Below are 20,573 nucleotides of genomic sequence, written 5' to 3'. Positions count from 1 at the left end.
GTCCGTGGCGTGGCCGGGGGTGGAGCGGCGTGCGAGGCACGCCGCATCCGCTTGCGGCGTCAGTCGCCGCGGACGGTGTGGATCCGGGCGCGGGCGGCGTTGTTTCCGGCGTCGGGATCATCGATGTCCGACTCCACCTGGACCGTGACGTCGTACCTGGGCGGGGTGAGGCGACTGCCGGTGCCGGTCATGAACTGCAGGTTGCGGGTCTGGCCGGCTTCGAACGGACCCTCCAGGAGGCAGAGCGCGCGGAAGGGATTGGCCGATCCGGTGACGCATTCGAGGCTGCCGTCGACCCAGACCAGCGACTCGTCCACCCCCGCCGAAAGACGGACCAGCACGTCGTTGACGGTCGCCGGACCGTTGTTGTGGAGCTGGATCGAATGGTGCCCCCAGGCGCCACGCACGATCCGCTCGGCCGCGGTCATCGTCACCGCCAGGTCGGCCTGTGCAGCGACGGCGATCGTGGCGCTGTCGCTGTCGTTGCTCGTCTCGGGATCGTCGGTCTGCGAGGTTGCGGCCGCCGTCAGCGTGGCCGAGTAGCCGGCGAGGTGCGCCGGTGCCGTTGCATGGACCGTGAACCCGGCCGTCGCGGACGCCGCCAGGGTGTCTGCGGTACAGGCGGAGGTGGTCAGCCCGGCCTCGGCCGTCGTCGCATCGCAGGTCCAGCCGGCGGGCGCTTCGACCGTCAGCGTCGGCAGCAATGTGCCCACCGCGAAGCCCACCCCGGGGAACCCGGCCGCGTCGGGGCCCTGGTTTTTGGCCTGCACCACCCAGGTCATCGTCCCGCCCACCTGCACGGCGGGCTGGGGCGCGTCCACCACGGCCTGCATGTCGGCGAAACGGAGCGCGTTCATGCGCAGCATCAGCACCGACGGATCGTGGTCGGACAGGCGCGCGGCGCTGTCGGGGTCGTTGCGCGCGGTTTCCGGGAAGTCGGCGTTGAGCCGGGCGTGGCTGATGGTCCACGAGTTGAACAGCGGCGAGGCCAGCAGCCTCTGGTTCACAAGGATGTGGTCGAGCGACTGTGCGTTGTTCTCGAACACGAACGAGTATCGCTGCGAAGGATCCAGGGCATGCGTGGCGTTCACGAAACCAGGCTCGACCAGATTGGTCCCGTCGTATTCCACCGCGGTGGTCTCGTCGGGCGAAGCCATGCCGGTCAGGGCACCCATCACGTCGACATAGCCGTCGTTGAACTCGAACGCGTTGAAGTCGCCGAGCACCACGACCTTGCGGTCGAGCAACGGGGTCTGCAGCTCCTGCAGCAGGTTTGCGAGGAACCCGGCCTGGATCTGGCGCTTCTGCCGCACGCGGTCACCGTTGGTGCCGGTACCCAGCGGGGTTTCGTCATTGATGCCGCTGAGCGAGCGCTGGTGCACGGTCACCACGGTGATCGGGAACACACGGCCGTCGGCGAAGTTCACCACCGCGTGCAGGACCAGCGGCGGACGGTCGTTGATGCGCGAGGTCGAGCCGTCGCCGGCATAGGTCCAGGTATCGGTCGCGCCGACCTGCTCCAGCGCCACCACCTGCACCCGCTGCAGGCCCGCGGCGATCTCGCCGGACTTCACCAGGAAGCCGACGTCGATGCCGCCGACGTCGTTGCCTTCCTCGAGGTAGGCGACGTAGCCGGGATCGGGCTCGCCCAGCGCCACCGCATCGGCATTGATCCTGTCGGCCAGGGCCTGCAGCGTGGGCAGGTTCTCGACTTCGCTCACGCCGATCACGTCGGGCGAATGCATATAGGCGCGGATGCCGAGCGAGGCCTTGTTGAGCCGGGCCGCGAACGCGTCGGCGGTGAGCACCGGTTCGCTGATGGCCGGGTCGTTCACCGTGTCGAAGAAGCGCTGCAGGTTGTAGGTGGCGAAGGTGGCGTGGTCCTCGCTGGGCACCACCGCGCCGCGCGGCTGGTCGAGGCCGTCGCAGGCGCTCGCCAGGGGGCCTTCCGGGTAGATGGTGTAGCGGCGGAAGGTGTAGTCCAGCGGACCGGTCAGCGTGCCGTCGACGATCCGGCAGCCGGCGGCCAGGTTCGCCTGCGGCGCGCCGATGGTGTCGCTGTCCACCGCGATGACCTCGGGGTTGAAGTCCCAGCGCGGGATGGCGGTGGCCGTGGTCCCGCTCGGATCCGGGTCGGGCAGCTGGATGCCGGCCTCGCGCAGCGGGCGCGGCACGCCGGTGACCACCACCGCGAACTGGCCGTTGCCGGTCGAGGTGGCATTGGCTTCGCTGGTGTTGCCGCGGGTGGGCGCGACCACGGTGGCGCTGGGGATGCTGACGCGCATGCCTTCGAAGGCCTCGAGCTGGTCGAGCCCGCCCTCGGGCAGCACGCTGTCCGCCGCCAGCACCACCGGCGCCGGCAGCGCATGGCCGGTGCCGAGCTGGGTGACGGTGGCGAAAGTCAGCTCGGTCATCGGCAGCTGGTAGGGATCGGCGGCGGGAATGTATTCCTCCACCGTGGCCTGCACGCGCACGCGGTGGCCGATCGAGGCCGCCGCGGGCGGGGCCCCCGCGGTGAACACGAAGATGCCCTCGGACGTGGCGTCGTCGCCGTCGTCCTGGCCGTCGGCGGTCTGCATGAAAAAGCCGTTGTTCTTGCGCGCGGTGACGATGCCCTCGGTCACCACCGACTGGCCCGCGAGCGGCGAGCTCGCGCCCGCGCCCTGGATGGCGGCGATCGGCACGATCGTGAAGTCGTCGTTGACGATGGTGCCGGTGCCAACGAGGGTGCCGTCCGCCGCGCCGGAGATGTTCGACAGCGCCAGGCCGAAGGTTTCGTCGGCCTCGGCCACGGTGTCGCCTACCACGGTGACCGAGAGCGAGACCGAGGTGTCGCCTTCGGCGATGGTGGCCGTGCCGCTCTTGGCGACGTAGTCCTCGCCGGCCAGCGCGGTGCCGTTGGCGGTCGCATAGTCGAAGCTGGCGCCGCCGGGACCGGCGGGCCGGCTCAGGCCGACCTGGAAGAACATCTCGGTGGTGCCCGAATCGCCCTCGGCCACGCTGCCGTTGCCGAGGTTGATCACCGGGACGGCGCCGCCGCCGCCGGCAACCACGCTGATGTCGTCGATGCCGATCCATTCGTCGTTGCCGGCGGCGTTCGTGGTCATGATCCGCAGCTCAACCAGCGCCTGGTTGTCGGCGTCGGCGGGCAGATTCACCGACACCGGCGTGTCGCGCGTGCCGCCGGGGCTGCTGGCGTCGGCGACGTAGGCCTCGGGCACGTTGCTGAAGTCGCCGATGCCGCCGACGCGGTAGTGCAGGGCGACCTGCTGGACGGCGTCGTCGGCCGAGGCGTCGACGTCGCGCAGGCGGTAGGACACCTGGATGCCGCTCGCGCCGCGGGTGTCGAGGTGGATCCTGAGATAGGGCGCGTCCGCCGAACCGCTGCCCTGCAGCGCCACCACCGGATCGGCGATGTGGAACTCGGCCACGCCGCCGTTGCTGATGCTGGTACTGGTCTGGTTGGCGATCACGTCGACGACGCCGGCGGCATCGGCGCCCAGCACCGTCTGCGGGTCGACCCCGTTGGCCGAAGTCAGGTCGCCGCCGAGGTAGCCGAGGATGCCGGGCACGTTCGACCAATCGTCATTGGCGGTGACCAGGCCGGTATCGGTCCAGTCCTGCGCGAACGGCAGCGCCTGCGGCGTGGAATCGGCGTGCGCGGCGCCGATGGCCGCGGACAGGGCAAGGGCGAGCGCCAGGCGGCGCGGAGTCGGTTGCATGGTGTGGTTCCCCTGGAAGATGTCTGGCGCGGCCCCCGCCGCAGCTCCGCGATTCTGCACCAGCCGGGCGGCAGTTGTGTGACGCACCCGGACTCGGCCATCCCCCGCCACGGGAGGGGCCTGCGCTACCCTTTGCGCATGAGCATCGAACACAACGAACGCGCCCTGGAGGCCGGCATCCACACCGAGCTTTCCGGCCGCATGACCTACGGCGGCTACCTGCGTCTGGACCGGCTGCTGTCAGCGCAGCAGCCGGTGACCGACCCGCCGCACCACGACGAAATGCTGTTCATCATCCAGCACCAGGTCTCGGAGCTGTGGCTGAAGCTGCTGGTCCACGAGCTGCAGGCGGCGGTCGGCCACCTGCGGGCGGGCCGGCTGGACCCGTGCCAGAAAATCTTCGCGCGCTGCAAGGGCGTGCTGCGCCAGCTGACCGCGATGTGGTCGGTGCTGGAAACGCTCACGCCTTCGGAGTACGCCGAGTTCCGCGACCTGCTGGGGCCGTCCTCGGGCTTCCAGTCGGCCCAGTACCGCACCGTCGAGTTCCTGCTCGGCAACAAGAACGCGGGCATGCTGAAGGTCTTCGCCCACGACCCCGCGGCCGAGGCCATGCTGCGCGGCGCGCTCGAGGCGCCCGGCCTGTACGACGAGGCCCTGCGCCACCTGGCGCGCACCGGCCACGCCGTGCCGGCGCGCCACCTGGAGCGCGACTGGACCCGGCCGCACGTGATGGACGACGAGCTGATGCCGGTGTTCGAGCGCATCTACCGCGACACCGCCTCGCACTGGGAGGCCTACCACCTCTGCGAGGACCTGGTGGACCTGGAAACCGAGTTCCAGCTCTGGCGCTTCCGCCACATGCGCACGGTGATGCGCATCATCGGCTTCAAGCGCGGCACCGGCGGTTCCAGCGGCGTGGGCTTCCTGAAGCAGGCGCTGGATCTGACCTTCTTCCCGGAGCTGTTCGAGGTGCGCACGCGCATCGGCGGCGCGCCGGACGGCGCCTACTGAGCGGGCGATGCAGGCGCGACCCTGCCGTCGGTCCGCCTGCTAGGATCCGCCACTGATTCCAAGGGGATATTGCATGAACCAGCCAGCACAGGAACGCGCCACCGCGTCGCGCGGCCCCGTTTCGCGCGCCCTCGACGCCATCGAGCGCATCGGCAACCGGCTTCCAGATCCGGCGATCCTGTTCCTGATCCTGATGCTGGCGACCTGGGCGATTTCGGCGCTGCTGTCCGGCGTCAGCTTCAGCGAGATCGATCCGCGCAGCGGTGATCCGGTGGTGATCCGGAACCTGCTCTCCGGGGCCAGCCTGACCGCGTTCATGGCCACGATGGTGTCCACCTTCGTGAACTTCGCGCCGCTGGGCGTGGTGCTGGTCGCCATGCTCGGCCTGGGCGTGGCCGAGCACACCGGCTTCATCAACGCGGTGCTGCGCGCGATCCTCGGCGTGACCCCGAAGATGCTGCTGACGCCGGCGCTGATCGGAGTGGGCATCCTCAGCCACGTCGCGGTCGACGCTGGCTACGTGCTGGTGATCCCGCTGGGCGCGGTGATCTTCTATGCCGCCGGGCGCCACCCGCTGGCCGGCATCGCGGCGGCCTTCGCAGGCGTGTCGGGCGGCTTCTCCGCGACGTTCTTCGTGCCGTCTAGCCTCGACCCGATGCTGGCCGGACTGACCCAGGAGGCCGCGCGCATCATCGCGCCCGAGGCCCTGGTCAATCCGATGAACAACTACTTCTTCACCACCGCTTCGACCTTCCTGGTGGTGCTGGTGGGCTGGTTCCTGACCGACCGCGTCATCGAGCCGCGCCTGCAGGCCACGGTCGTCGACGGTGACAGCGGCGACATGCCGACCATGGATCCGCTGACGCCCGTCGAGAAGCGCGCCCTGTGGAGCGCGCTCGCGGCCATGGGCGTGGCGGTGGTCCTGTTCGTGCTGAGCCTGCTGCCGGCGGGGACGCCGTGGGCCGCGGATCCGGCCACGCTGCCGGCCTCGACCCATCCGCTGCTCGCATTCAGCGCGCCGCTGATGCAGTCGATCGTGGCCCTGATCTTCCTGTTCTTCCTGATTCCGGGCGTGGTCTACGGCTACGTGTCGGGCACGGTCGGCAGCCACCGCGACATCGTCCAGGGCATGAGCAAGTCGATGAGCGGCATGGGCTACTACATCGTCATGGCCTTCTTCGCCGCGCAGTTCATCTACGCATTCAGCCAGTCCAACCTGGGCGTGCTGCTGGCGATCAAGGGCGCCAATACGCTGCAGTCGATGGGCCTGCACATGTCGCTGATGGTGATCGGCATCGTGCTGCTTTCCGGGACGGTGAACCTGCTGATCGGATCGGCGTCGGCCAAGTGGGCGCTGATCGGCGCGATCATGGTGCCGATGATGATGCAGCTGGGAATCTCGCCCGACCTCACCCAGGCCGCCTACCGCGTCGGCGACTCGAGCACCAACATCATCACCCCGCTGATGCCCTATTTCCCGCTGATCGTGGTGTTCTGCCAGAAGTACGTGAAGTCGGCCGGCGTCGGCACGCTGCTGGCACTGATGCTGCCGTTCTCGGTCACGCTGCTGGTCACCTGGAGCCTGTTCCTGGTCGGATTCTGGGCGCTGGGCCTGCCGCTGGGCGTGGGTTCGAGCTACGGCTACCCGGGCTGACAACGGCCGCGCAAAGGGTCCCGCACTTCCCCTTGGCGGCGGCATCACGCTAAGTTAACCGGTCGGCCAGCGCGCCGTACCCAATCAGCCAGGAGTAGCGAGTGACCCCGAATCCCTACGCAGCCGAGGAAAAGAAGACCATCCTCGGCCATCCGCGCGGCCTGTTCGTGCTGTTCTTCGCCGAGATGTGGGAGCGCTTCTCCTACTACGGCATGCGCGCGCTGCTGATCTTCTACCTCGTCCAGCACTGGATGTTCTCGGACGGCGAGGCCTCGGTGATCTACGGCGCCTACACCGCGCTGGTGTACATCGCGCCGGTGGTGGGCGGGTATCTGGCCGACCGCTACCTGGGGCAGCGCAAGGCGGTGCTGTTCGGCGCGGTGCTGCTGACCTTCGGCCACTTCCTGATGGCATTCGAAGGCACCGGTGGCCAGGGCGCGGCCGAGCTCAACATCTTCTGGCTGGCGCTGTCCTTCATCATCGTCGGCTCGGGCTTCCTCAAGGCCAACATCTCGGTGATGGTCGGCCAGCTGTACCCGCGCACCGACATCCGGCGCGACCCGGCGTACACGATCTTCTACATGGGCATCAACCTGGGCGCGATGCTCGGTTCGCTGATCGCCGGCTACCTCGGCCAGACCTATGGCTGGAAGTACGGCTTCGGTGCCGCCGGCGTCGGCATGCTGCTGGGCCTGGTGGTGTTCATCATCGGCAAGCCGATGCTGATGGGCCGCGGCGAGCCGCGTGATCCGCAGCGGCTTGTGGCGCCGATGTTCGGCATCCGCTTCGAGTGGCTGCTCTACGCGCTCAGCTTCCTGACCGTGGGCCTGGTGTGGTGGATGATCCAGCACCAGAAGCTGGTCGGCTTCCTGCTGGGCGGCGCGGGCCTGATCCTGGTCTGCTACGTGCTCTACAAGGCGGTGTTCTCGATGCAGCGCGAAGAGCGCAACCGCATCTTCGCCGCGATGTACCTGATCATCGGCTCGATCCTGTTCTGGGCGCTGTTCGAGCAGGCCGGCGCGTCGCTGAACCTGTTCACCGACCGCTCGGTCGACCGCAATATCCTCGGCTGGGAAGTGCCGGCCTCGATGTTCCAGTCGCTGAACTCGATCTACATCGTCTGCCTGGCGCCTCTGTTCGCGATGATGTGGCTGGCCCTGGCCAGGCGCGGCCTCGAGCCGTCCACTCCCGCCAAGTTCGCACTCGGCGTGGTGCTGGTGGGCGCGGGCTTCCTCGCCCTGGTCGCCGGCGCCAATGCGTCGACCGTGGGCGCGACTCCGGTGATCTTCATCTTCGTGATCTACCTGATCCACACCCTCGGCGAACTGTGCCTGTCGCCGGTGGGGCTGTCGGCGATGAACCGGCTGACGCCGGCCCACATGGCCAGCCTGATCATGGGCACCTGGTTCTTCGCTTCGGCCACCGGCAACTTCGCCGCGGGCCTGATCTCGGCCGCCACCGGCGGCGAGGGCGCGGGTCCGGAGAAGGTGCTGGATGTCTATTCCAACGTCGGCTGGCTGGCGGTGGGCGTGGGCATCGTGATGCTGCTGATCGCACCGCTGGTGAAGAAGCTGATGCACCTCGACACCCTGCGCGACGACGATCTCGCCGGACAGGACGAGCTGGCCGAGCCGGCAGCGGCAGGCATCGACATCACCGAAGAGCGTCGCTGACGCGAGAGTGTGCGGGACGACCCGGTCCGATCGGCCGGGTCGTCCCTGATCGGATCGGTTTGGAATGCTTCAGGCCGGAGTGCTTCAGGCCTTGATGACCGGATCCACGCCCAGGCCCGAGGCCAGCGGGCCCAGGCGATCGCGATAGGGAAGCCAGTCGGGCGCACGCGGCGCCCGCAGCCCGGCGCGCACCTGCGCCGCGCTTGCGGTGGAAACGGCACCGCCGCCGCGCGCCGGCGTCAGCACGGCGGGATCGAAATCCAGGCCGATGTGCGCGAGGACGCGGTGCATGGTGGCGTCCGCGTCGCGCAGCAGGTCGTCATGGGCCACGTCGAGCAGCCTTGGGCCGGCCACGCCGTGCCAGTGCGCCATCAGCGCCGCGTGACCCTGGTGCCACGCCGCCAGTTCGCGCTGGTCATAGGACCAGCGCGCCGAACCGCCATAGAGCATGCGCAGGTTGGAGAAGCACACGTCCATCGGCGCGCGCCGGGTATGGATGAACCGCGCCCGCGGCAGTGCGCGCGCGATGCAGCCCAGCAGCAGGGAATTGGTGGGCAGCTTCTCCGTCCACAGGCCGCGGCCGCGCGCGCGCCATGCGTTCGCCTCGAGGAAGGCCCGGCCCAGCGCCGGCCAGTCGATCGTTTCCAGGCGATCGAGGAGCGCGGCGTCGATCAGGCCCTGGCCGCGATGGTCGGCGGCCAGCCGCAGAGCCGCGGCAAAGCCCATGCTTTCGCCGCCCTCGGCTACCGCGGGGTGGCCTCCAAGCATGCGTTCGAGCACCGTCGAGCCGGAGCGGAACAGGCCGACGATGAACACCGGTTGCTGCGCGCCAGCGCCCGGGTCATGGCCCGGACCGGCAAGGAATCCCGCGTCGCAGCGGTCGCGGATGGCTTCGAGCAGACGCAGGTCGTCGGCGACGTCGTAGCGCATGGCGGCGCGCTTGGCGCGCATGCCGCGCTCGAGCTCGGGCCAGGCGGCCGCGTGTTCGCCGAGCTCGTGCAGCTCGTCGAACAGGGAGTGGCTGAAGTGGATGTCGTGCTCGCTCCCCGGGGCGACGCGCGCCCGTTCGTCGCGCAGGCGGGCGATGCGCGCCGGCGTGCCCGTCGTGTCCTGCGCGCGCAGCTGTGACAGGCGGCGGTGGGCATGGGCGAAGTGCGGCGTCACGGCGATCGCCCGGTCCAGGTCCTCGCGGGCGCCGGCCATGTCGCCCAGGAACAGGCGCGTGCTGCCGCGCACGTAGCGCGCGGGGGCGTGGCCGGGGTCGCGGGCCACCGCGCGGTCCAGCCAGGCCATCCCGGCTTCGTGCAGGTCCTCGGCGCCAAGCAGGTCCGCCAGCGCGACCATGTCGTCGACGCTGGCCTGGTCGGCGCGCCCGGCAAGCGCGAGCGACAGCTCGGTCAGCGCGCGTGGCTCGTGCAGGTCGCGCAGCAGTCGCGCGAGCGCCAGCGCGTGCGGCCAGGAGCGGGGGCCGGCTGCGTGGGCCCGCATCGTGGCGGCATGCATGTCGCGGTAGCGGCCGGCGCGCGCCTGGGCCTTGGCCAATCCGAGCCAGGGCGCCGCATCGCCGGGTGCCGCGTCGGCCAGTCGTGCATAGGCAGCGGCGGCGCCGGCCCAGTCGCAGGCCGCGGCCAGTGCGTTGGCTTCCAGCCAGGCCTGGGCGTCGGGCAGGCTGGCGTCGTCCGAGCGGGTGTCTGCTTGCATCGTGACCAATCTACTAGAGCCCGTAGCGTTCGCCGAGCCTGTCCAGCATGCGCGAAAACTGCACGCGCTCGTCCTCGCTCAGCGGCGCCAGCAGTTCGCGCTCGTAGGCCAGCGCCAGCGGCGCGACCTGCGAATACACCTCGCGTCCGCCTTCGCTGAGTTCCAGCACCGAGCGCCGGCGGTCTTCGTCATGCATTTCCCGGTGCAGCAGGCCGCGCTCGAGCAGGCGGGCCACGGCGCGGCTCACCGCCACCTTGTCCATGGCGCTGCGTTCGGCGACGCCGGCGGCCGACAGCCCGGGGAAGCGGCCGAGCACGGCGATGATCCGCCACTCGGTGACGGCCAGGCCAAAGCGTTCTCCGTAGGCCTCGGCGATCTCCTGGCTGACCACGTTGGACAGCAGGCTGAGCTGGTAGGGCACGAAGCGCTCGAGGTCGAGGACCGCGTCGCCGGCGGCATCGATGGCGGGGGCGGTGGGGCCTTTCCTGTCTGGAGGCTGGGACATTGCTGCGCTGCGCCTTGCAACTAGTTTCATATGAAACTATAACATCGCATCCCTCCCGTCCACTGCAGGAGCCGCCATGAGCGCCCAGACCCAGACCCAGCCGAACCTCGGCATGCAGGTCACCACCTTTGAAAACCCGATGGGCATCAACGGCTTCGAGTTCGTCGAATTCGCCGCGCCCGCCGGCCGCGCCGACGCGATGCGCAGCTACCTGGAGAAGCTCGGCTTCACCGCGGTCGCAAGGCACCGCCAGCGCGCGATCACCCTGTACCGCCAGGGCACGATCAACTTCCTGCTCAACGAAGAGCCGGACTCCTTCGCATCGGACTTCGCCGCCAGCCACGGCCCCTCGGCCTGCGGCTTCGCGATCCGCTTCAAGCGCCCGGCGGGCGAAGTGCTCGAGCACGTGCTCGCCAACGGCGGCGAGAAGGCCGACCACAGGACCGATACCGGCGCCGTCGACTTCCCCGCGATCAAGGGCATCGGCGACTGCATGTTGTACCTCGTCGGCGACGGCGCCGACGTCTACGCCGACTACGCGCCGCTGCCGGGCGTCGACCAGCACCCGAAGGGCTTTGGCCTGACCTTCATCGACCACCTGACGCACAACCTGTTCCTGGGCAACATGCAGAAGTGGTCGGACTACTACGAGACGCTGTTCAACTTCCGCGAGATCCGCTACTTCGACATCAAGGGCTCCAAGACCGGCCTGCTGTCGAAGGCGATGACCGCGCCCGACGGCGTGGTCCGCATCCCGCTCAACGAGTCCAGCGACGAGAAGAGCCAGATCAACGAATACCTGCGCGACTACAAGGGCGAGGGCATCCAGCACATCGCGCTGTTCACCGACGACATCTACGCGTCGGTGGAGAAGATGCGCGAGGCCGGGATCGCCTTCCTCGACACGCCGGCCACCTACTTCGACGTCATCGACCAGCGCGTGCCCGACCATGGCGAGGACGTCGAGCGCCTGCGTCGCAACGCGATCCTGATCGACGCCGATCCGGAGACCAAGCAGCGCAAGCTGCTGCAGATCTTCGGCAAGAACGCGTTCGGGCCGATCTTCTTCGAGATCATCCAGCGCAAGGGCAACGAGGGCTTCGGCGAGGGCAACTTCCAGGCGCTGTTCGAGTCGATCGAGCGCGACCAGATGGAGCGCGGGGTGCTGTAAGCGCGCTTCGGAGGGGGAGGGAAGCGCGCGCTGCGCTTGCCCACCCGCGTAAATCCGTGGCAAACGCTTTTCCGGGAGACAGCCGTGGTCGATTACATGTCGGGTTTTGGCAACGAGTTCGCCACCGAAGCGGTGGCCGGGGCGCTGCCGGTGGGGCGGAACTCGCCGCAGCGGGTGGCGCACGGGCTCTATGCCGAGCAGCTCACGGGCACGGCGTTCACCGCGCCGCGCCACGCCAACCGGCGCAGCTGGCTGTACCGGATCCGTCCGGCGGCGATGCACGGCAGCTTCCAGCCGTATGCGCAGCCGCGCCTGCACGAGGATTTCGGCGATGGCCCGGTGACGCCGGACCAGCTGCGCTGGGATCCGCTGCCGATGCCTGCGGGCGGGACCCGGGTCGACTTCGTCGATGGCCTGTTCACCATGGCCGGCAACGGCGGTTCGCGCGCAGGCACGGGCGTCGGCATCCACATGTACGCGGCCAACGCTTCGATGCACGGCCGCTTCTTCTACAGCGCCGACGGCGAGCTGCTGATCGTCCCGCAGCAGGGTCGCCTGCGCATCGCCACCGAGCTCGGCGTGCTGGAGGTGGAGCCGCAGGAGATCGCGGTCATCCCGCGCGGCGTGCGCTTCCGGGTCGAGCTGCCTGATGCCGAAGGCGACGGCGGCACGGTGCGCGGCTACGTCTGCGAAAACTACGGCGCGCTGCTGCAGCTGCCCGACCTCGGCCCGATCGGCTCCAACGGCCTGGCAAACCCGCGCGACTTCCTGGCGCCGGTCGCGGCCTACGAGGAAGGCGAAGGCGACTTCGAACTCATCGCCAAGTTCCAGGGCCACCTGTGGCGCGCGGATATCGACCATTCGCCGCTGGACGTGGTCGCCTGGCACGGCAACTACGCGCCGTACAAATACGACCTGCGCCGCTTCAATGCCATCGGCTCGATCAGCTTCGACCATCCGGATCCGTCGATCTTCCTGGTGCTGCATTCGCCCAGCGACACGCCCGGCACCAGCAACATGGACTTCGCGATCTTCCCGCCGCGCTGGCTGGTGCAGCAGGACACCTTCCGCCCGCCGTGGTTCCACCGCAACGTCGCCAGCGAGTTCATGGGCCTGGTGCACGGCGCCTACGACGCCAAGGCCGAGGGTTTCGCGCCCGGCGGCTGCAGCCTGCACAACTGCATGACCGGGCACGGGCCCGATGCCGCGACCTTCGAGAAGGCCTCGGCGGCCGACCTGTCGCAGCCCGACGTGATCAGCGACACCATGGCCTTCATGTTCGAAACCCGCGCAGTGATCCGACCCACGCGGCAGGCGCTTGACGCCGCACACCGCCAGCGCGGCTACCAGGCGTGCTGGGCGGGTCTGCGCAGGCACTTCCAGGCCGGCGGCTGAGCGACACGGCGCGCCCGCCGCCGCCGCGCTGGCCTCGTCGCCGGATCTCCACACCGTCCGCGCACGGTTTTGTCGTAGCCTTGGACTTCCGCCATCCGGAGCAAGCGCATGCGTCGTGCCCCCACAGTTGTCCTGCTGTCCCTGACCCTGGCGCTCGCCGCCTGCGACGCCGAGCGCAGCGCCGAGAACGGCGTGGAGGCGGCCACCGACGCCATCGAGGCGATCGAGCCCGTGACCGAACCCGCGGCGGCCGCCGCGGCGATTCCGGCCGCGGGTGATTCACGCATGGACGGTTACGCGGACCTGGAGTTCGGCATGACCGCCGCGGAGGCGCGCGCGGACTGGAGCGGCAACCCGCTCGAATCCCTGGGCGAGCCTGCCGACGGCTCCAGCTGCCACCACCTGGTCCCGGCAGGCCAGGCGACGCCGGCCGACCTGGCCTTCATGTTCGAGGACGACCTGTTCGTCCGCTACAGCGTCGAGTCGACCGAAGTCACCGCTCCCGGCGGCGGCCGCGTCGGCATGGACGAGGCCACCCTGCAGGGCCTCTACGGCGAGCGGCTGCAGTCGGCCCCGCACAAGTACGTGGAAGGCGGCAAGGTGCTGATGAGCCCCGAGGACGGCGGCGCGCTGCCGTCGCGGCTGTTCTTCGAACTCGGCGCCGGCGGCGTCGTGAGCAGCTGGCGCGTGGGCATGGCGCCGCAGATCGGCTACGTCGAAGGCTGCAGCTGAGCGGACCTGGAAGCGGCGTGGCCGCGACCTGCTGTGCAATCGCGGCCGTGGCCGCTCCCACGGGAATGAGCGGCGCGGAGACAAGCGATGTTTGAGGCGATCGGCTTCACGATCCTCGGCCTGGTGCTGCTTGCACTGGGTGGCGACTCCCTGGTCAAGGGCGCGGCGGGCCTCGGCGAACGCCTGGGCATCCCGCGCTTCGCGGTCGGGCTCGGGCTGGTCGCGGTGGCGACGTCGCTGCCGGAGCTTGCGGTCAATGCGCGCGCGGTGGCGTCGGGCGACCGCGCGCTCGCGCTGGGCAACGCGGTCGGCAGCAACATCGTCAACGTCGGCCTGACCCTGGGGCTGGCGGCGCTGGCGGCGCCGCTGGTCATCCGCTGGCGGGCGCTGTCGCCGCTCCTGGCCGTGCTGCTGCTGTCGACGCTGGCGGTCGGAGGGCTCAGCCTGGACGGCGGCCTCTCGCGCATTGAAGGCGTTGTGCTGCTGCTGGTGTTCGTGGGCGTGGTGGCCTTCGTCGCCATGCGCGGCGATGACGAGTCGCCGGAGGTGCGCGCGGAGATCGATGCGTTCGCGACCACGCGCGGTGGGCTGGGCATGAACATCGTGCGGGTCGTGCTGGCCACGGTGCTGCTGTGGTTCGGCGCCGGCTGGATCGTGGCCCACATGCCGACGATCGGCCACGCCCTGGGCATGGACTCGCTGCTTGCCGGCCTGGTGCTGGTGGCGGTCGGCACGGCGCTGCCGGAGGCCGCCGCGGCGGTTGCCGCCGCGCGTCGCGGACAGGGCGACATCGTCGCCGGCCATGTGATCGGCTCCAGCCTGTTCAACCTGCTGGTGGTGCTGGGCGGCATGGCGGCGGTCGGCGGCACGGTGCCGGTGCCGGCCTCGTTCGTGCGCCTTGAACTGCCGGTGGCCTTCCTGTTCGCCCTGCTGCTGGTGCCGCTGCTGCGCGGCAATACCACGGTCAGCCGGGGCGAGGGCGGGATGTTGCTGGCCGCGCTGGCCGCCTGGCTCGTGCTGGAGGCCGCGCTGCTCGGCTGAGTTGGCCCGGGCCGGCGGCGGTCCGCCGGGCCGCGGCTCAGAAGCCTTCGTCGTCGCTGCCGTCCGGGCGCGGCGGCACATGGGTGTCCTCGTCGGACTTGCCCGGCAGCTGCGGCCACTCGTCCATCCGCAGTGACAGCGCGGCCTTGGACATCAGGTGCGCGCTGATCGGCGCGGTGATCAGCAGGAAGGCGACGATCAGCAGTTCGCGCGGCTGCGGGTCACTGCCCACGAACATGTGGTAGCCGACCGATGCGCTCAGCACGCAGCCCACGCCCAGGGTGCTGGCCTTGGTCGGCGCGTGCAGGCGCCGGAAGAACTCCGACAGCTTCACCAGACCCACTCCGCCCATCAGGATGAAGAAGCTGCCGACAAGCAGCAGCGCCACCAGCAGCAGTTCCCAGAAGACGTTCATTCGACGATGTCCCTCCGCATCACGTACTTGCTCAGCACCACCGTGCTGACGAAGCCGAGCATGGCGATGATCAGCGCCGCCTCGAAGTAGATGGCGCTCTTCAGGTGCATGCCCAGCAGCATGAGCTCGGCGATGGCGGTGACGTTGAGCGTGTCCAGGGCGACGATGCGGTCGGGCACGGTCGGGCCGCGCAGCAGGCGCCACAGCGCCAGCAGCATCGCCAGGCCGACCACGTACATCGACACGCCGATGGCGACATCGATCAGGCCGTGGCCGAAGACCTGGATGCCGGCGAGTTCGGGAGGGTTCACGGGAAGATCTCCATCAGCGGGCATTCGTAGCGGCGCTTGATGTCTGCCACCAGCGCGGCTTCGTCGGCAAGGTCGAGCACGTGTACCAGCAGGTAGCGACGGTCATCGGACAGCGCGGCGGTGACCGTGCCCGGGGTCAGGGTGATGCAGCACGCCAGCGCGGTGATGCCGTGGATGTTGCCGATGTCCAGCGGGTACCAGATGAAGCCGGAATGGATCCGCGACTCGCGGCCAAGCACCTGCCGCGCCACGCGTACGTTGGACATCAGGATGTCCCAGAGCAGCACGACCAGCAGCTTCGGCAGCGGGCGCAGGCTGCCGATGTTCGCGAACTCGCGATCGATCCGGGTGGCATACAGCGGGATCACCAGGCCCAGCAGCAGCGCCAGGGTGAGCTGCGCGGCGTTGACCTCGGACACCATCAGCAGCCAGAACACGGTGATGGACAGGGTGAGCGGCAGCGAGGGCAGCCAGCGGCGGTTCATGGCAGCCTCCTCTGCGGCATGGCGGCGCGCACCTGGTCGATATAGGTGGCCGGTGCCAGTAATTGTTCGGCGGTGGCGCGCGTGTAGGCAGTCACCGGGCCCGGAGCGACCGCCATGGCGACGCCGTACGACAGCAGCAGCATGGTGGCGATGGTCTCGGGCAGGCGCAGGCGCCCGCGCCCCTCGGCGGGGTGGTCGGGAAGGGCGTCGCCGGCGGCCGACAGCTCGGCTGCGGCGGGCTTCCAGAAGATGCGCGTTCCGGCACGGGTCAGTCCGACGATCACCAGCATGCTGCTGCCCAGGATCGCCGGCCACGCCCACTGGATGTCGACCTCGGGCACCGCCTGCAGCAGCAGGGTCTTGCCGATGAAGCCCGACAGCGGAGGCAGGCCGGCGACGGAAATCGCGCCGACCATGAACATGGCGCCGGCCATGATGCGCACGCCGGGCGCGGGGGCGAAGGCGCGCAGCGCATCGCCGGCGTCGCCGCGCCCGCGGCGGACGAGGTCGGCGACCAGGAACAGCGCGGCGGCGACGAAGGTGCTGTGCATCAGGTAGTAGAGGCCGGCGCCGATGGTGCCGGCGGTGCGCAGGCCGAAGGCGATGAACAGCGTGGTCGCCGAAACCAGCACCACGTAGGCCACCAGCACCCGCAGGCGCGACGCGGCGAGGACGCCAAGCGTGGCCAGCGCCAGCCCGCCGACCGCCGCCGGCAGGATCCAGTCCCAGCCGTAGCCGGCCATCGGCCCCGCGTCCTCGCCCAGCATCAGCGAACCCACGCGCAGCACGGCATAGATGCCGACCTTGGTCATGATCGCGAACAGCGCCGCGACCGCGGCCGGGGCGCGGGTATAGGCCTCGGGCAGCCACAGGTACAGCGGCATCAGCGCGGCCTTGGAGCAGAACACCACCAGCAGCAGGCCGATGGTGGCCTTGGCCAGCTTCAGGTCGCCGGGCGGGACCGTGGCTACGCGCGAGGCGAGTTCGGCCATGTTGAGCGTGCCGAACACGCCGTAGACCAGGCCGAGCGCGATCAGGAACAGGGTCGAGGCGGCGATGTTGAACGCCACGTAGTGCATGCCCGCGCTCATGCGCACGCCGCGGCCACCGGACAGCAGCAGGCCGTAGGACGCGATCAGCATGACCTCGAAGAACACGAACAGGTTGAAGACGTCGCCGGTCAGGAAGGCGCCGTTGATGCCCATCAGCTGCAGCTGGAACAGGGCATGGAAGTGCGGCGCACGCCGGTCCCAGCCGGAGCAGGCATGCAGCAGGCAGGCCACGCCCAGCAGCGACGTGGTGAGCACCATCATCGCCGAGAGCCGGTCGACCATCAGCGCGATGCCGATGCGCGCCGGCCAGTCGCCAAGCAGGTAGACCAGTACCGAACCCTCGTGGGCGCGGGCCACCAGCAGGATCGACGCCACCAGGGTGGCCAGCATGAAGGTCCACGCCACCGAGCGCTGCACGATGGTGCCCACGCGCCGGTGCTCGACGAACAGCGACAGCGCGCCGCCCAGCAGCGGCAGCAGGATGGGAAGGATCGGCAGCTGGCTCATCCGCGATCCCCGCTGCGGTCATCGCGCACGTCGCCGGCATCGACATGGTCGCTGTCGTTATCGGCGCGGCTGCGCATCGCCAGCACGATGAGGACCGCGGTCATCGCGAACGAAATCACGATCGCGGTGAGCACCAGCGCCTGCGGCAGCGGGTCGGTGTGGTTGGCGAGCGTCGCCTCCAGGCCCGGCTGCAGCACCGGCGGCTTGCCGATGGTGAGCCGGCCGCTGGAGAAGATCAGCAGGTTGGTGCCATAGGAGAGCAGGGTGAGGCCCAAAATCACGTCGAAGCTGCGCGCGCGCAGGACCAGGTACACGCCGGCGAACACCAGCACGGCGATACCGCTGGCAATGGCGAGTTCCATCAGTTGGCCTCCCCGGTGGTGGCGGAGCGGGTGGCGGGATCGATCGTGCCGCGATGGGCGATCATTTTCTTGGAGGGCTCGATGGTGCCCATCATCGACAGGATCAGCATGGTGCTTCCGAATACGACCAGGTACACGCCGAGGTCGAAGACCGCCGCGCTGGCCAGGGGGATCGTGCCCAGCAGCGGCAGCTCCAGGTCGTAGTGGCCGCTGGACAGGAAGGGCACGTCGAACAGCATCGCCGCCGCGCCCCCGAACAGCGCGATCAGCAGGCCGGCGCCGATCGCACGGATGTAGTCGAAGCCGAAGCGCGATTCCACCGAGGCCGCGCCCTGGATCACGTACTGGATCAGCAGCGGCACCGCCAGCGTCAGGCCGGCGATGAAGCCGCCGCCCGGCGAGTTGTGGCCGCGCAGGAACAGGAAGATCGACACCACGAGCGTCAGCGGGAACATCATCTGCGCAAGGTCGGCGGGCACCGGTAGCTTGACCGGCGGCCCGGGCATCACCTTTTCCGGCGCCATGCGCGCGCGGCGCAGCATGGCGTGCACCACCAGGCCGGCGATGCCGAACACGGTGATCTCGCCCAGGGTGTCGAAGCCGCGGAAGTCCACCAGGATCACGTTGACGATGTTGCTGCCCCAGGCTTCGGGCAGCGACCGGGCGGTGATTTCCGCGGCGACGCCGTTCGACGGTGGCCGGGTCATCATCGCCCAGGCCAGGCCGCCGGTGCCGACGCCTGCGACCAGGGCCACCGCGCCATCGCGCAGGCGGCGCGGCAGGGAGCGCAGGGGCGGCGAATCCTTGGGCAGGTAGTGCAGGCCCAGCAGCATCAGCGCCACCGTCACCAGCTCCACCAGCAGCTGGGTGAGCGCGAGGTCCGGCGCCGACAGCGCCACGAAGGTCATGCTTACCGCCAGGCCGCAGCCGCCCATCACCAGCACCGCCAACAGGCGGTGGCGGTACAGCGCCAGGGTGCCGAACGCGCAGCACACCAGCATCAGCCACAGCACCCAGGCCAGGCGCACCATTGGCTGGCCGGCGAACACTGTGGGCACGTCGGGGTCGCCCCAGGCGGCGATGAACGGCGCTGCGCCCGCGGCGATGGCCACCAGCACCAGCCACAGCAGGCTGCGCTGCATGCTGCCGTTGGCGATGGTGTGGGTGAAGCGGCGCCCGAGCCGGAACAGCGCCTCGATGTTGAGATGGAACAGCTTGCGGCCGAGCGACTGGCGCACGATGGCGTGCAGGTCGAACACGCGATTGAGGCCCAGGTACAGCAGTACGCCGCAGACCACCCCGCCCAGGCTCATCAGCAGCGGCGTGTTGATGCCATGCCAGACGGCCAGGCTGTACTCGGGCAGCGCGTCGCCAAGCACGCCCCGCGCCGCCGTCTGCAGGAAGGGCCCGATCGTCCACTGCGGCGCGATGCCCACGGCCACGCAGGCCACCACCAGGATCGCCACCGGCACCTGCATGAAGCGCGGCGGCTCGTGGACTTCGTTTTCGACCGCGCGCGGACCGCGGCCGAGGAAGGTGTCATGGACGAAGCGCAGGCTGTAGGCGACGCCGAAGGTCGCGAACAGGAAGGCGGCGATGGTGATGAACCAGCGCATCTCCTCGTGGCCCTCGATTTCCAGCGCCTGGGCGAAGAACATTTCCTTGGACAGGAAGCCGTTGAGCAGCGGGATGCCGGCCATCGCCAGCGAGGCGATGATCGCCAGCGCGCTGGTATAGGGCATGATCCTGCGCAGCCCGCCCAGGCGGCGCATGTCGCGGGTGCCGGTCTCGTGGTCGACGATGCCGGCGGCCATGAACAGCGAGGCCTTGAAGGTGGCGTGGTTGAGGATGTGGAACATCGCCGCGACCACCGCCATCGGCGTCGACAGGCCGAGCAGCAGCGTGATCAGGCCGAGGTGCGAGATGGTCGAATAGGCGAGCACGCCCTTCATGTCGTGCTGGAAGATCGCGTTCCATGCGCCGATCAGCAGCGTCAGCCCGCCGACGATGCTGACCGTATAGAAGAACAGGTCGGTGCCCGCCAGCGATGGATGCAGGCGCGCCAGCATGAACACGCCGGCCTTCACCATCGTCGCCGAATGCAGGTAGGCCGAGACCGGCGTCGGCGCCGCCATCGCGTGCGGCAGCCAGAAGTGGAACGGGAACTGCGCGCTCTTGGTGAACACGCCGGCCAGCACCAGGCCGAGGATCCAGGGATAGAGTTCGTGGGCGCGGATGGCGTCGCCCGCGGCCAGCACCGCATCGAGCTCGTAGCTGCCTACGACGCGGCCGATCAGCACCACGCCGCCGAGCAGCGCCAGGCCGCCGGCGGCGGTGATGGTCAGCGCCATGCGCGCGCCCTCGCGGGCGTCGTCGCGATGGAACCAGAAGCCGATCAGCAGGAACGAGCTGATCGATGTCAGCTCCCAGAACACCACCGTGAGCAGCAGGTTGCCCGACAGCACCATGCCCAGCATCGAGCCCATGAACAGCAGCAGGAAGCAGAAAAAACGCCGGGTCTTTTCCTGCGGGCCGAGGTAGTAGTGCGCGTACAGCACCACCAGCGCGCCGATGCCCAGCACCATGGCGGAGAACATCCAGCCCAGGCCGTCCAGGCGCAGGCTGAAGGCGAGGCCGGCCTGCGGCAGCCACTCGTGCATGGCGCGCGGGATGTCACCGGCCATCACCCCCGGCGTCAGCCAGGCCAGCACCGCCAGCGACAGCAGCGGGGCCAGGCCCGCCAGCCACGCGACCGCGCGCGCCGGTGCGTCGCGCAGTATCGCGAGCACCAGCGCCAGCACGAAGGGCAGGGCCAGCATGAGTTCGAGCATCGGTG

Annotated in this window: 16 protein-coding genes; 7 read left to right on the top strand and 9 right to left on the bottom strand. The window is 69.5% G+C overall.

The features are described from left to right. Nucleotides 1-59: 59 nt before the first annotated feature. Nucleotides 60-3,722, bottom strand: coding sequence for a Calx-beta domain-containing protein (locus WCD84_RS05200; protein WP_343280650.1), 3,663 nt, complete (start codon nucleotides 3,720-3,722; stop codon nucleotides 60-62). Between the two features lie 138 nt (nucleotides 3,723-3,860). On the opposite strand from WCD84_RS05200, the gene WCD84_RS05195 reads away from it, so the two are divergent. The 3 genes from WCD84_RS05195 (at nucleotide 3,861) to WCD84_RS05185 (ending at nucleotide 8,060) form a co-directional block, all read left to right on the top strand. Next, complete coding sequence (locus tag WCD84_RS05195; protein ID WP_343278977.1) at nucleotides 3,861-4,733, top strand: tryptophan 2,3-dioxygenase; 873 nt, start codon at nucleotides 3,861-3,863, stop codon at nucleotides 4,731-4,733. Between the two features lie 73 nt (nucleotides 4,734-4,806). Beyond that, nucleotides 4,807-6,387 carry an AbgT family transporter gene (locus WCD84_RS05190; protein ID WP_343280649.1) on the top strand — a complete coding sequence of 527 codons (1,581 nt, stop codon included), beginning with the start codon at nucleotides 4,807-4,809 and terminating at the stop codon, nucleotides 6,385-6,387. A gap of 101 nt (nucleotides 6,388-6,488) precedes the next feature. After that, complete coding sequence (locus WCD84_RS05185; protein WP_343254779.1) at nucleotides 6,489-8,060, top strand: peptide MFS transporter; 1,572 nt, start codon at nucleotides 6,489-6,491, stop codon at nucleotides 8,058-8,060. A gap of 84 nt (nucleotides 8,061-8,144) precedes the next feature. On the opposite strand, the gene WCD84_RS05180 is transcribed toward WCD84_RS05185, so the two are convergent. Both WCD84_RS05180 and WCD84_RS05175 read right to left on the bottom strand, forming a co-directional pair. After that, a complete protein-coding gene (locus tag WCD84_RS05180) occupies nucleotides 8,145-9,761 on the bottom strand; it encodes a tetratricopeptide repeat-containing sulfotransferase family protein (protein WP_343280648.1) in 1,617 nt (538 codons plus the stop codon). A 13-nt stretch (nucleotides 9,762-9,774) separates the two neighbouring features. Next, nucleotides 9,775-10,266, bottom strand: coding sequence for a MarR family winged helix-turn-helix transcriptional regulator (locus tag WCD84_RS05175; RefSeq protein ID WP_343280647.1), 492 nt, complete (start codon nucleotides 10,264-10,266; stop codon nucleotides 9,775-9,777). Between the two features lie 76 nt (nucleotides 10,267-10,342). On the opposite strand from WCD84_RS05175, the gene hppD reads away from it, so the two are divergent. The 4 genes from hppD to WCD84_RS05155 all read left to right on the top strand — a co-directional run bounded on the left by hppD (nucleotide 10,343) and on the right by WCD84_RS05155 (nucleotide 14,605). Next, nucleotides 10,343-11,437 (top strand): 4-hydroxyphenylpyruvate dioxygenase, encoded by a 1,095-nt coding sequence (hppD, locus tag WCD84_RS05170; protein WP_343280646.1) that lies wholly within the window; start codon nucleotides 10,343-10,345, stop codon nucleotides 11,435-11,437. A gap of 96 nt (nucleotides 11,438-11,533) precedes the next feature. Then, nucleotides 11,534-12,832: a homogentisate 1,2-dioxygenase gene (gene hmgA, locus WCD84_RS05165; RefSeq protein ID WP_343280655.1), complete on the top strand. Its 1,299-nt coding sequence runs from the start codon at nucleotides 11,534-11,536 to the stop codon at nucleotides 12,830-12,832. Nucleotides 12,833-12,940: 108 nt separating this feature from the next. Continuing rightward, entirely contained in the window at nucleotides 12,941-13,564 is a 624-nt protein-coding gene (locus WCD84_RS05160) for a lectin (RefSeq protein WP_343254775.1), read from the top strand. Between the two features lie 87 nt (nucleotides 13,565-13,651). After that, nucleotides 13,652-14,605, top strand: a complete 954-nt coding sequence (locus WCD84_RS05155; RefSeq protein WP_343254774.1) for a sodium:calcium antiporter — start codon at nucleotides 13,652-13,654, stop codon at nucleotides 14,603-14,605. Between the two features lie 37 nt (nucleotides 14,606-14,642). Here the strand turns inward: WCD84_RS05155 and WCD84_RS05150 are convergent, their stop codons facing one another. The 6 genes from WCD84_RS05150 to WCD84_RS05125 all read right to left on the bottom strand — a co-directional run bounded on the left by WCD84_RS05150 (nucleotide 14,643) and on the right by WCD84_RS05125 (nucleotide 20,568). Further along, nucleotides 14,643-15,020, bottom strand: a complete 378-nt coding sequence (locus tag WCD84_RS05150) for a Na+/H+ antiporter subunit G (protein ID WP_343254773.1) — start codon at nucleotides 15,018-15,020, stop codon at nucleotides 14,643-14,645. Next, entirely contained in the window at nucleotides 15,017-15,259 is a 243-nt protein-coding gene (locus WCD84_RS05145; RefSeq protein WP_343280654.1) for a K+/H+ antiporter subunit F, read from the bottom strand. The genes WCD84_RS05150 and WCD84_RS05145 overlap by 4 nt, the downstream gene beginning before the upstream one ends. A 68-nt stretch (nucleotides 15,260-15,327) precedes the next feature. Next, nucleotides 15,328-15,816 carry a Na+/H+ antiporter subunit E gene (locus WCD84_RS05140; RefSeq protein WP_343254772.1) on the bottom strand — a complete coding sequence of 163 codons (489 nt, stop codon included), beginning with the start codon at nucleotides 15,814-15,816 and terminating at the stop codon, nucleotides 15,328-15,330. Beyond that, on the bottom strand, nucleotides 15,813-17,375 hold the full coding sequence (locus WCD84_RS05135) for a monovalent cation/H+ antiporter subunit D (RefSeq protein ID WP_343280645.1): 1,563 nt from the start codon (nucleotides 17,373-17,375) through the stop codon (nucleotides 15,813-15,815). Before WCD84_RS05135 ends, WCD84_RS05140 begins: the two co-directional genes overlap by 4 nt. Continuing rightward, entirely contained in the window at nucleotides 17,372-17,737 is a 366-nt protein-coding gene (locus WCD84_RS05130; RefSeq protein ID WP_343254770.1) for a Na+/H+ antiporter subunit C, read from the bottom strand. Before WCD84_RS05130 ends, WCD84_RS05135 begins: the two co-directional genes overlap by 4 nt. Continuing rightward, nucleotides 17,737-20,568, bottom strand: coding sequence for a monovalent cation/H+ antiporter subunit A (locus WCD84_RS05125; protein ID WP_343280644.1), 2,832 nt, complete (start codon nucleotides 20,566-20,568; stop codon nucleotides 17,737-17,739). Before WCD84_RS05125 ends, WCD84_RS05130 begins: the two co-directional genes overlap by 1 nt. Between the last annotated feature and the right edge of the window lie 5 nt (nucleotides 20,569-20,573).

This window comes from Luteimonas changyuni (assembly GCF_039548395.1).
GTDB lineage: Bacteria > Pseudomonadota > Gammaproteobacteria > Xanthomonadales > Xanthomonadaceae > Luteimonas.
Note: the sequence above shows the minus strand (reverse complement) of the source record. Positions and strands in the feature narration are given on the sequence as shown.